This window comes from Halosimplex rarum (assembly GCF_047715405.1).
Taxonomy (GTDB): Archaea; Halobacteriota; Halobacteria; order Halobacteriales; family Haloarculaceae; genus Halosimplex; species Halosimplex rarum.
The window spans coordinates 3,330,681-3,342,900 of record NZ_CP180412.1; the positions used below are offsets into that span (position 1 = coordinate 3,330,681).

At 68.3% G+C, this 12,220-nt stretch carries 9 protein-coding genes; 5 read left to right on the top strand and 4 right to left on the bottom strand.

Translation table 11 applies throughout. From position 1 onward, the window contains the following. Window positions 1–164: 164 nt before the first annotated feature. A complete protein-coding gene (locus ACMGFH_RS15900; protein ID WP_415379425.1) occupies window positions 165–2,357 on the top strand; it encodes an ABC transporter ATP-binding protein in 2,193 nt (730 codons plus the stop codon). Window positions 2,358–2,607: 250 nt separating this feature from the next. Here ACMGFH_RS15900 and ACMGFH_RS15905 read toward each other — a convergent pair whose 3' ends face one another. Together ACMGFH_RS15905 and ACMGFH_RS15910 are read right to left on the bottom strand one after the other, a co-directional pair. Next, window positions 2,608–3,684 (bottom strand): ABC transporter permease, encoded by a 1,077-nt coding sequence (locus ACMGFH_RS15905; protein ID WP_415379426.1) that lies wholly within the window; start codon window positions 3,682–3,684, stop codon window positions 2,608–2,610. Between the two features lie 32 nt (window positions 3,685–3,716). Beyond that, window positions 3,717–4,754 carry an ABC transporter permease gene (locus tag ACMGFH_RS15910; RefSeq protein WP_415379427.1) on the bottom strand — a complete coding sequence of 346 codons (1,038 nt, stop codon included), beginning with the start codon at window positions 4,752–4,754 and terminating at the stop codon, window positions 3,717–3,719. 604 nt (window positions 4,755–5,358) lie between these two features. On the opposite strand from ACMGFH_RS15910, the gene ACMGFH_RS15915 reads away from it, so the two are divergent. The 4 genes from ACMGFH_RS15915 to ACMGFH_RS15930 all read left to right on the top strand — a co-directional run bounded on the left by ACMGFH_RS15915 (window position 5,359) and on the right by ACMGFH_RS15930 (window position 8,170). Beyond that, window positions 5,359–5,697, top strand: a complete 339-nt coding sequence (locus ACMGFH_RS15915; RefSeq protein ID WP_415379428.1) for a hypothetical protein — start codon at window positions 5,359–5,361, stop codon at window positions 5,695–5,697. Next, window positions 5,694–6,572, top strand: a complete 879-nt coding sequence (locus tag ACMGFH_RS15920) for a hypothetical protein (protein WP_415379429.1) — start codon at window positions 5,694–5,696, stop codon at window positions 6,570–6,572. The genes ACMGFH_RS15915 and ACMGFH_RS15920 overlap by 4 nt, the downstream gene beginning before the upstream one ends. A 75-nt stretch (window positions 6,573–6,647) precedes the next feature. Further along, the gene (locus ACMGFH_RS15925) at window positions 6,648–7,493 is read left to right on the top strand and encodes a hypothetical protein (RefSeq protein WP_415379430.1); all 846 of its coding nucleotides are present in this window, start codon (window positions 6,648–6,650) and stop codon (window positions 7,491–7,493) included. Then, on the top strand, window positions 7,490–8,170 hold the full coding sequence (locus ACMGFH_RS15930) for a MinD/ParA family ATP-binding protein (protein WP_415379431.1): 681 nt from the start codon (window positions 7,490–7,492) through the stop codon (window positions 8,168–8,170). The genes ACMGFH_RS15925 and ACMGFH_RS15930 overlap by 4 nt, the downstream gene beginning before the upstream one ends. Window positions 8,171–8,213: 43 nt before the next feature. Here the strand turns inward: ACMGFH_RS15930 and ACMGFH_RS15935 are convergent, their stop codons facing one another. Both ACMGFH_RS15935 and ACMGFH_RS15940 read right to left on the bottom strand, forming a co-directional pair. Then, window positions 8,214–10,214 (bottom strand): ABC transporter ATP-binding protein, encoded by a 2,001-nt coding sequence (locus tag ACMGFH_RS15935; RefSeq protein WP_415379432.1) that lies wholly within the window; start codon window positions 10,212–10,214, stop codon window positions 8,214–8,216. Next, on the bottom strand, window positions 10,211–12,136 hold the full coding sequence (locus ACMGFH_RS15940) for an ABC transporter ATP-binding protein (protein WP_415379433.1): 1,926 nt from the start codon (window positions 12,134–12,136) through the stop codon (window positions 10,211–10,213). The genes ACMGFH_RS15935 and ACMGFH_RS15940 overlap by 4 nt, the downstream gene beginning before the upstream one ends. Window positions 12,137–12,220: the final 84 nt, after the last annotated feature.

Genomic DNA, 12,220 nt, shown 5'->3' on the forward strand with positions numbered 1-12,220 from the left:
CTCTGCACCGGACGGCCCCGACGGCGAACGGGATCCGCGCCAGTCGAGCGGCAATTCACGGCCGTCGAGCGAGGACATCGGTTGCGGCTCCCCGTAAAATCATGCGATTCAGTGTCGTGGGTGAGGGTAACACTTACAGAGGGGCGCCGAGGAGGTAGCCACACATGTCCACGGAGACTCTGGAGCAAGCGCGTAGCGACCGGGATCACATCCTCTCGGTCGAGGACGTGACCGTCGAGTTCGACATGGATCGGGGCGTCTCCACCGTGCTCGACGGCGCGACGATCGACGTCCGCCGCGAGGAGATACTCGGCGTCGTCGGCGAGTCGGGGTCGGGCAAGTCGATGTTCGCCGACTCGCTGCTGGACGCCGTCGTCGAACCAGGGCAGGTCTCCGGCAGCGTCGAGTACTACCCGCCCGACGGCGGCGAGTCGATAGAGGTGCTCGAACTGTCCGACGAGGAGCTCAAGGAGTTCCGGTGGGAGAAGATGTCGATGGTGTTCCAGGGCGCGATGAGTTCGTGGAACCCGACGATGAAGCTCCGTGCCCACTTCGAGGAGACGATCGAGGCCCACGACACGCCGATCGACGTCGGGATGAAGCGCGCCTACCGCCTGCTCGAAGACCTCTACCTCGATGCCGACCGGGTGCTCGACTCCTACCCACACGAGCTGTCCGGGGGGATGAAACAGCGCGCGCTCATCGCGCTGTCGCTGGTGCTCGAACCCGAAGTGCTGGTGATGGACGAGCCGACGGCCTCGCTGGATCTCCTGATGCAGCGCTCGATCATCAACCTGCTCAACGACCTCCAGGAGGAGTACGGGCTGACGATGGTGTTCATCAGCCACAACCTCCCGCTGGTCGCGAACCTCTCGGACCGCATCGCCGTCCTGTACGCCTTCCAGCTGGCCGAGGTCGGACCGACGCGGGAGATCATCGAGAACGCCTCGCACCCCTACACGAGACTGCTGCTCGAATCGACGCCGAACCTCGACGCGCCGCTCGACGAGATGGACACCATCTCCGGGTCGAGCCCGGACCCGATCAACATCCCCGAGGGCTGTCGGTTCCACACGCGCTGTCCGCTCGCGACGAACCGCTGCCGGGACGCGGAACCCGAGATGCGGGACGTAGATGGGACGCACACGGTCGCCTGTTACCACTGGGAAGACGCCGCGCGCGAGATCCCCATCAGCTTCGACTACCGCGAGCAGGAACACAGCATCGACGAGGCGGTGCCGCCCGACGGCCGCGATCCCGTGGTCGAACTCGACGACGTCAGCATCGAGTTCGAGATGAACGAGGGCGTCCACAGCCTGCTCGGCGGGACCAGCACGCTCCGGGCCGTCGAGGGCGTCGACCTGGACGTCTACGAGAACGACGTCGTCGCGGTCGTCGGCGAGTCCGGGTGCGGGAAGACGACGCTCGGGAAGACGCTCATCGGGATCCACCGGCCGGCGAAGGGGTCGGTGTCCTACCGCGGACAGGACGTCTGGGAGGCCCGCGACGGGAGCGACGACGCGACGATCCCGTTCGAGGACATCCGCCTGGCGCTGCAGATGATCCACCAGGACCCGGGCAGTTCGCTCAATCCCAACAAGCGCGTCAAGCGAACGCTGTCGAAGCCGCTTCACAAGATGCACCCGCAGATGTCCCGGGAGGAGCGCCAGAGCCAGATCCTGACGATGCTCGAACACGTCGGGATGACCCCGCCGGAGGACTACGCCGACCGGTACCCCCACCAGCTCTCGGGCGGCGAAAAGCAACGCGTCGCGCTCATCCGCGCGCTGTTCATGAATCCGGACCTCATCCTCGCCGACGAGGCCGTCTCGGCGCTCGACGTCTCGCTGCGCGTCGAGATGATGGACCTCTTCCTCGAACTGCAGGACGTCTTCGACACGTCGTTCGTGTTCATCAGTCACGACCTCTCGAACGCCCGGTACCTGGCCGAGAAGGCCGACGGTCGGATCGCCGTCATGTATCTCGGGGAGATCGTGGAGATCGGGCCGGCCGAACAGGTCATCCAGAACCCCCAGCATCCGTACACGAAAGCGCTCATCTGGGCCACGCCGGACTTCGACCCCGGGGACGACGCGGGGGAGCTGCCCGTCCGCAGCATCGACATCCCGGACCCGGCCGACCCGCCGTCGGGCTGCCGGTTCCACACCAGATGCCCCGACGCCCGGGAGATCTGCGGCCGGGAACGCCCCGACGGGTTCGCCGGAGCGAACGATTTCAACGTCGTATCCTGCTTCCGCGCCGATCCCGACCACGAGTACTGGGACAGCGCGCCGCTCCCCGAAGACGCCGCCGGCGAGGAGACCGGCGGGGACGCCGGAGCCGAGAGTCCCTCGTAGCCCACACCGCCATCGACCGACCGCTCCGCCTGTCTCTCCCGTTCCACCGAGTAACCGAGCGCGCGAACCGCGACCGACCCGACGACCGAGTGGAGCGGGAGGTCGGGAACGGGTGCGCCGTGCACGGAAAGAGCGGTCACGAGCGGGCGGACAGGTTCTGTCCCTGTATCTGGGAAACGGAGCGACGTGGAAGAAGTAGGCCGCGGCGTCGACCCCTGTTCCGGGATCCAGGGGCTCGGTGGGGCGCTCCTTACCGATTCATCGCGTCGGTGCCGTCGGTATCGATCGAACTCGCGTACCTGGCTCGCACCTTCGGGTTGAACAGGCGGTCCATCCCCTGTGAGAACAGCGTGATCCCGAACCCGAGCAGGCTGATCGCGACGATCGGGATCAGCAACCAGTGGGCCGCGTTCCAGGTCAACAGGCCGCCCCGGTTGTAGGCCATGTTGATCATCACGCCCCAGTTCAGCGTGGTGAACGGGAGCACGCCGAGGAAGTACAGCCCGACGGAGGCGTGGATCACGCGGATCGAGTTCCCCATGAAGTTGATCATCACGTACGGCATGATGTTGGGGAGGACGTCGTCCCAGATGATCGGCGGCGAGGAGAATCCCATCAGGCGCGAGGCCTCGACGTAGGACTCGTTGCGGAGCGACAGCACCTGCGAGTGGAGCTGCCGGGCCAGCCCCGCCCAGGCGTCGACGCTGAGGAGGAACCCGACGAGGAGCGGGTCGCGGGGCTGCAGCGCGACGGCCAGGACGATGAGCAGCGGGAGCCCGGGGATCGCCATCTGGATGTCGGCGGCCGTGATGAGCACCTGCTCGGTCCGGCCGCCCTTGTAGCCCGCGACGGTGCCGACGGCGGTGCCGATGAGCGTCGTCACGACGCCGCCGGCGAACGCCATCTTCAGCATCGCCGGCGTCGCGTGGACGGTCATCTCCAGGAGGCTGTTCCCCAGGATGTCGGTCCCCAGCGGGAAGTAAAACTCCGGCCACGGGACCGTCACGTCCCCGATCACCGTCTGGCCGCCCGAGATCCAGGCGTTCTCCCCCGTCGGGACGATGCCGCCGGGGAACATCCCGATGAGCGGTTCCCCTTCGTTCTGGACGGGTGGGCTGGTGACGACGACGCCGACGGTGCCCATCAGGGCGTAGAACGCGATGATCAACGCGCCGATACGCGTCCGGGTGTCTTCCCACATTATCCGGGCCGGGGCGACGACCCACAGGTCGATTTGGGTCCGCCACCGGTCGAGTCGCGAGATGTTGGTGGCGCCGTCGTACTCCTCTTCGAGCGATCGGATCGGACTCGCAGTGTTGTCAGACATGTTGGAAACCTCCGTGGCGTCGGTCGGTCGCGTCAGTACGCTTCACTGGCATCACCCTGTTTGATCCGCGGGTCGAGGAACGAGTACGTCAGGTCCGCCACGTACATCGCGAGGACGACGGTGACGGTGATGAGGATGAACGCGCCCATCATCAGCGGGTAGTCCCGGGCCTGGATCCCCTGGAAGAGGTAGTAGCCGACGCCCGGGTACGCGAAGATCGATTCCAGGTACACCGACCCCGCGAACACGAACGCGATCTGGATCAGCATCTGGGTGTACATCGGGAGTATCGCGTTCCGGCCGACGTACAGCAGGGCGATGCGGTCGGAGTCGATCCCGCGGAGTCTGGCGGCTCTGAGGTAGTCCTCACCGAGCACCTGGATCGAGTTCGCCCGCATCGCGAGCGCGCCTTGTCCGAACGAGACCCACACCAGCGAGACGATGGGGAGCGCGGCGTGCCACAGTATCCCCTGGATGAACGGGACGTTGAGCCCCGGTGTGGCGTTCGCGTTGACCCGGCCAGAGATCGGGAACCAGCCGTACTGATACGCGAACACGTAGATCAGGACGATGGCGATGATGTAGAAGGGGATCGAGTGGCCCCAGATTAGCGCCGTCGTCCCGCCGAGGTCGAGCTTCGACCCCTCGATGTACGCAAGGAGCGCGCCGATGACCACCCGGGTCGTGAACGAGACCGTGACAGCGATCGATCCGAGGAACACCGTCCAGGGGATCGCCGGGAACAGGACCTGCGCGACCGGCTCGCCGTACCAGATCGACTGACCCAGGTCGCCCTGCAGGAGGCGTACCATGTAATCGGCGTACTGGAGGTAAATGGGCTTCGACGGGTCGATGCCGACGTACTCCTGGGCGAGCTGGGAGAACTGCGCCATGTCCACCGACCCCGACCCGCCGCCACCCGACCCGGGCCCCAGGTTCCCCAGGGCCATCTGGGCCTTGATGAAGTCCAGCGGCCCACCGGGCATGTAGCGCGTCAACACGAACGTGAATGTTAACGTCGCCCACACGGTGAAAAACGCCTGGAACGTACGTTTTACATAGTAGTTCATCGGGTATATAGTGGCAAAAGTGAATCCACCTTCAATTTTTTGGTTATATAAATATTTGGGTGCTGCGGCGTTCCGTGAGACGCCCCGGTTCGGACAGTGACCGTTGTTCATGGTCCGGCTCGACCGGGCCAGAAAGTTCATAAGTCATATTATGTTTTCGTAGAATTATCTGTCTTTGAATATTGTCTAAACAGGATTTCTCGTCTGCCCCCACGGTCGTGAAGCCAGTGGTTATGGCCGTGGAATTCGACCCAGAGATCGGCTGCTTCGTCGGCGAGAACACCCGAGTATTCGCACCCGCATCACTTCGCGAAAACGGTGATAGATACGCGAGTCACCTGTTCTCGTTTTCGGGAGTTACGTACTACCGACCGTCGATCCGAGACCGGGAAATTCACGCCGAGTAATCGCTGTCGACGGGAAACGATCGGCGAGATCGAAACCTGGGGGCATTTTTGTACTATTGATAGAGTATATAAGATTTTGATAGGTGTCGATACTGGAGCCGAACTCCATCGGCGCCGCTACCTGCTGCAAGCGGCCGACGACGACTCGTTAATTCTTAGCGACAAGTTTATCTCGTCAGGGAGTGCAGTCGCCGGCCGTGCTGCTGGTGGTGGCCTACTCGCGGGCGGCGCGGGGGACGCTCCGGAACGTCTGTCGGACCCACGAGGAGGTCGTGGTCCGTCGGTTCGGGCGCGTCGCGCTGCTCGCCGAGACGGAGTTCGCCGCGTTCCAGGCGCTACGACTCCGAGAGAAACACGGTGGGGACGTACAGATCGAGCGGACGCGACCGTTCAACGAGTTCGAGGCGCTCGACGACTCCGTGCGGGAGGCCGCGGCGGCCTACGAGCGTCGCGAGGAGCCCGCACTGCCGTACGCGACCTTCGCGGACGGGAGCGAGCACCCCGGCCCGGAGCAGATGCGCGACAGCGAGCTATGAGCGCAGCCGGAGAGCTAGTCGTTCGGGTCGGCGACGAGTGCGAAACCGGCGGGGCCCTCGACCTCCGGGACCAACGGATCGATCCCGAACGGCTCGTCGGTGCGATCCGCGACGAGAGCGCAGTAGACAGGGGGGAACCGGAAGACGGCGCGACGAAGCCAGACGTGGACTGCGCGCCGCCGCGACCGGTCCACGACCACGTCGGATGGGTTCGACCCTCGATGACGCTCCGGGTTCGCACGGCGCTGGCGGCGGCGGCCCGCTCGCGCGGTGGCGAGGCGCCCCAGGACGACGACCTCGCGGAGGTCCGTGAGCGGTTGACCGACCTGACGGTGCCGTCTCCGCCGGACGTCGAGGGCCCGCGCGAGCGCCTCGCGGGGACCGACGCCGCGGTCGACCGGATCCGCGAACGGGTGGCGGCGCTCCGTGGCCGGGTCCAGGCCGGACGCGAAGCGGGGCGGGACGTGAGCGACCTCGAAGCCGAACTGGTCGAGGCGACTCGCGAACTCTCCGAGCGCGAGACCGAGCGAGCCGCTGCGCGGGAGGCGTTGGAGCGGGCCGAGCGACAGGCCCGTAAGAGCCGGGACGCCCGCGAGCGACGCCGGCGACTCGAAGACCGGCGGGCCAACCTCGAACGACGCGCCCGCGCCCACCTCGTCGAACGGATCCGCGGGGAGTACGAGACCGCTGTCGAAACGGTGCCCGGGGCGCCCGCGGGAGCGGCCGACGACCCGTTCGACGTCGACGGCCCGACAGCCGCTCTCGCTGTGGGTCGCGTGGCCGCGTTGCGCGCGCCGGTCGTGCTGGCCTGCGACCGGTTCGAGACGGTCGACGCGGCCGCCGAGTGGCTTGGCGCGCCGGTCGTCAGGGTGTGAGCGCCGGCGGCCCCGGCGGAGCACGAACGTCGGTCGGTCCGCGAATTTAAGTCCGAACGGGCGACCACCGCCCCCATGGTCACGCTGGACTGGAGTCTCGAACGGAGCGACGGGGTGACGCTGGTCGGCCTCGTCGTCGCGGCGGAGCGGCCGTGCCGGGTGCGTGTCGAGAACCGCCTCGACGGCCCGGTCTGGCCGCCGCGACGCCGCGGCCAGCCTGCCGACGGCTGGGAGGACGGCGCGTTCACGGGCGAGGTGTCCGCCGATGGGCGACTGACTATCGGGTACGCCACGCCCGCCTCGCCCGAGGAACCGCCGGCGGAAGTCGTCGCGACCGAACCTGCGACCGATCCCGGTCGCGGAGGCACCGACGAGACGGCGCGCGCGAGTCCCGTCCCGGCGGTCGATTCGACCCCCGCCGGCGTCGTCCGCGCGCTGGGGAACCCGGTCGTTCCGCGGGACGGCGTCCCGGTCCCCGACGCCTGCGGCGCGCGACCGGGCGGAACGTCGGACGGGAGCCTCGACAGCGAACGGACTACCGGTCGGGACGAGGACCGCGAGCCCGTGGACGGACCGGACTCCGCGACGACGAGCGCGCACCCCGGGAGTCGACGATCGGAGTGTCCGGGCGCGTCCGACCGAGCTCCCGAGGCCGAGCGGCTGGTCGTCCCGAGCGGCGTCCGGGCCTGGCTCCGGGACGTCGAGGCGCGACTGGATGCGGCCGAGGGCGAGCGGGGATGCGGCGCAGACCGGCAGACGGCGGAATCCGCGCTCGCGTCGGCGCGGGCGACGGACCGGCAGGCGCTCCGGCGGGTCCGACGACGAGCGGACGCGCTGCTCGCACGGGTCGGGGAGGGTCCAGACCGAGGGAGCACGAGGAGGGACGGGACAGATGCTGACGGCGACGCTGTAGGGCGATGATCCTCGCGGTCGTCGGCGGGAAGGGCGGCGTGGGAAAGTCGACGGTCGCGTACAATCTGGGCGCGCACCTCGACGCGGTCGTCGTCGACGCCGATCTGGCGATGGCGGACCTGCCCGCCGACCGCGGCCCGGACCTGCACGACGTGCTGGGCGGGCGGGCGGACCCGACCGAGGCCGTCCGGGAGGGCGGCCCGGTCGCGCTGCTGCCCTGCGGGCGGTCCCTGGCGGGCGCGCGGGCCTGCGAGCCGACGGCGCTGGTCGAGGCCGTCGAGCGCGTCAGGGACGAGTACGGCCGCGTGGTCGTGGACTGCCCGGCCGGGATGTGCGGCGACGTGGGCCTCGGACTGCTCGCGGCCGATGCCTGCGTCCTCGTCACCGAACCGGCGCCGCCGGCGCTGGGCGACGCCCTCCGGGCGCGAGCGCTCGCCCGCGAACTCGACGCCGGGCTGGCGGCTATCGTCTTGAACCGCGCGAACGAGGCGACGCTGACCGAGCTGGTGGCGCGCGAACTCGGCGGCCCGGTGACGACGGTGCCCGAGTCCGACGCCGTCGCCGAGGCACAGGCCGCGGGCGTGCCGGTCGGCGAACACGCTCCGGACTCACCCGCGACGGCGGCGTTCGCGGATCTGGCGGGGAACGTCGAGCAGGCGTGCCGGTACGCCGACCCGGTGGCGTGATCCGGGGAAACGGAAGGGGCAGCGTTGCCGTCGCCAAGCTGCCTCAGTCGCCTGCGTCGAGCGCGTCGGCGCGGCGTTCGATCCGGTCGACGAACGCCGACGGGAGCGACTGGACGTCGCCCACCTGCACCTGCCAGAGCGTGGCGTACAGGCCGTCTCGGTCGAGCAACTCCTCGTGGGACCCCTGTTCGACGACGCGGCCGTCGTCGAGGACGACGATGCGGTCGGCGTCTTTGACCGTCGAGAGGCGGTGGGCCACGACGAGCGTCGTCCGCTCGGCGGTCAGCGCCTCGATCGACCGCTGGATCAGCGCCTCGGTCTCGTTGTCGACGTGGCTCGTCGCCTCGTCGAGGACCAGAATCTCGGGATCATGGACCATCGCGCGAGCGAGGCAGATCCGCTGGCGTTGCCCGCCGGAGAGCTTCACGCCGCGCTCGCCGACCCGCGTGTCGAGGCCGTCGGGCAACGTGTCGACGAAGGCGGTGGCCTCGGCGCGGTCCAGTGCGTCACGGACGGCCTCTTCGTCCGCGCCGGGGCTCGCGGTTCGTTCCTCACCGCTCGCTCGCTCCGAGGGCTCCCGGTGGTCGCCCTCGCGGGTCCCGTAGAGGACGTTCTCGCGGATCGTCCCGGAGAAGAGGAACGGATCCTGGCTGATGAATCCGACCGCGCCGCGGAGGGTGTCGACGGTCAGATCGCGTACGTCGGTCCCATCGACTCGCACGGTGCCCCCGTCCACGTCGTAGAAGCGGACGAGGAGTTTGAGGAGCGTGGACTTGCCGGCGCCGGTCGGGCCGACGATGCCGACGGTCTCGCCGGGTTCGACGTCGACACTCACGCCCTCGACGACCGGCCCGTCGTCGGTCGGCGCGGTCGGGTCGTCGGGACGCTCGCTCTCGGGGTAGCCGAAGGTGACGTCGTCGTAGGTAACGCGGCCGCGGACGTCGGTCAGTTCGGTCGCGTCGGGCCGTTCCTCGACGGACTGGGCGGCCCGCTGCACCCCGAGGAGTCGGTCGGCGGACGCGGTGGCGCTGCTATAGCTCTCGATGACGCCGGCGATGTCCTGAAGCGGCCAGCCCATGTGCTGGGTGTAGATGAGGAAGGTGACGAGCGTCCCGGCGGTCAGCGGCGCCGTGAAGGGGCCGGGCGGTCCGTTCATCACCCAGAACCCTCCGACGCCAAAGGTGAGAGCGAGTCCGGCGCCCGTGAGCCCGCGCATCGTCGGGTAGTGCAGCGCCCCGAGGCGGATCGCGTCCATGAAGGCGTCGACGACGGTCCGCGAGGACGACGCGACGCGCTCGCGCTCGAACGGCTCGGCGGTGTAGGCCTTGACGACCGAGATGCCGCTGATCGAGTTGCGCAACTGGGCGTTGAGTTTGCCCTGGGTCTCGCGAACCCGGCCGTAGATCTCGTCCATCCGCGCGGAGAAGTAGTAGTTGGCGAGCGCGATGACCGGCGCGACCGACAGCGCGACCAGCGCGAACTGCCAGTTGAGCCAGAGCATGTAGACGGAGATCCCGAGCATGAACGCGACGATGGTCATCGCGTCGTCGATGGTGTCGGTGAAGAAGGTCTCCATCGCGTCGACATCGTTGTTGAGGATGCTCATCACCTCGCCCGTCTGGTGGTCGTCGAAGAATCCCATCTCCAGGCGCTGGACGGTGTCGTAGCTGCCGACGCGCACGTCGTGCTGGAGGCGGAAGGCGAACGCGCCCCACGACAGCGTGCGCAGCCAGTTGACCGCCTGCCCGACCACCGACAGCCCGAGGACGAGCCCGGCGACGAGCCACACCTGCCCGACCTGGGTCTCCGGGATCCACGCCGGCGGCACGAGCGGGAGCGTGAACGGTTTGGCGTCGCTGAACACCGCGTCGAAGGCGTAGCCGATCAACGCCGGCGTGGCCTGTCCGGGCACGATCCACAGGAGCCGGATCAGCAGTCCCGCGACGGCGAGGTGCCAGTGCGAGCGGCCGTACTCACGGAGGAGCGCGAGCACCGGCCAGTCGGTGTCGGCGCGGTACGGATTCTCGTCGGTATCCTCGCTCATGCGGTATCACCTCGGCGCACGCGCTGGAGGAACGAGTCCGGCAACGCGGTCACGTCCCCGACCTGCACGTTCCAGAGGTTGGCGTACAGGCCGTCGCGGGCGAGTAAGTCCTCGTGGGTACCCCGCTCGACGATCTCGCCGTCGTCGACGACGAGGATGCGGTCGGCGTCGCGGACCGTCGAGAGCCGGTGGGCGACGAGGTAGGTCGTGCGGTCGGCCGCGAGTTCGTCCAGCGTCCGCTGGATCAGGACCTCGGTCTCGTTGTCGACGTGGCTGGTCGCCTCGTCGAGGACGAGGATCGCTGGGTCTCGGACGATGGCGCGAGCGATCGAGACGCGTTGGCGCTGGCCGCCCGAGAGCTTCACGCCGCGCTCACCGACCTGGGTGTCGTACCCGTCTGGAAGTTCGGCGACGAACTCGTGGGCGCCCGCGAGCTTCGCCGCCTCGACGACGGTCTCCTCGTCTGCATCCGGGTCTGCGTAGGCGATGTTCTCGCGGACCGTCCCGTAGAACAGGAACGGGTCCTGCGAGACGTAGCCGATGGACTCGCGGAGGCTCTCGACGGTCACGTCGCGTACGTCCGTGCCGTCGACGCGGACGGTCCCCGAATCGGGGTCGTAGAAGCGCAGCAGGAGCTTGAGGATCGTCGACTTGCCCGCACCGGTCGACCCGACGATGCCAACGGTTTCGCCGCCCTCGACGTCGAAGGAGACGCCGTCGAGCGTCGGGTCGTCGCGGCCGGGGTAGCTGAAGGTCACGTCGTCGTAGGCGACCGCTCCCTCGGGGTCAGCGAGTTCGGCGGGGTCGCGGCGCTCGGCGACGCTGTCGTTGGCGACGATGTCGCGCAGGCGAGTGGCCGCGGCCTTCCCGTTCTGGTAGCCGTCGACAATCTCGGCGATGCCCTGCATCGCGGTCAGCAAGGATCCGGCGAACATGTAGAAGGTGAACAGCGCGCCGGGAGTCAGCGTCCCCGTGAAGAACAGCGGCGGGCCGGTGAGCACCCAGATCCCACCGACCAGGAGCGTGACGACGCGGGCGAGCTGCGAGACGGTGCGGGAGACCGGGTCCATCGTCGCCTGCGCCCAGTGGGCGTCCCACTGGGACGTGCGGAGGTCGCCGGAGGCGTCGCGGACGCGCTCGCGCTCGGCGCGCTCGGTGCCGAAGGTTTTGATGACCGAGACGCCGTCGACGTTGTTGTTCAGTCGGCTGTTGAGGTCGCCGACCCGCTCGCGGACGGCCATGTGCTTCGGCTCGATCCAGTTCGAGAACCAGTAGCTCAGGGCGAACAGGACCAACGGAACGACCGCGAGGACGACCGCCAGTTGCCAGTTCAACCAGAGCATGTACGCGTAGGTCGCGACGGCGGTCATCGTCGTGGTCGACCCGCGCGCCAGGACGCCGAAGACGAGTGTCTGGACCTCCTGGACGTCGTCGTTGAGGACGCTCATCACCTCGCCGGTGTCGTTGTCGTCGAAGTAGCCCATCTCCAGGCGCTGGACCGTGTCGAACACCTCGGTCCGGATCTCGTGCTGGAACGACTGGCCGAACCGCCCGAGGACCCGCCGGCCGAAGTAGTTCACCAGCGCCACGGCGGCGAAGCTTCCGATCAGGAGGGCGATCAAGAGGATCAGCTGATCGGCCATCTCCGTCGGGAGCCACGCGTCGGGCACCAGCGGCAGCCGGAAGGGGCCGGAGTCGAGCAACACCGCGTCGATGGCGACGCCGATGAGCACCGGCGGCAACCGCGCCGGGATCTGCTCGACCGTCGAGCAGCTCAGCCCGCCCACTAGCTGTTTCCAGTGCGGCCGCGCGTACTCGTCGAAGAGCCAGACGACCGGGTGGCCCGGTTCGGCGTCCGACCCGGCGCCATCACCGCTACCGCTGCCGCCGCCGACCCCGTCCCCGTTCGCAGTTACACCCATAGATCCACTCCGTTGACATCCGTCCGGTATAGAACGATCGGTGGTGTGTCACTTTCTCCCAGCCCGTCGGGGCGACCGGACCCC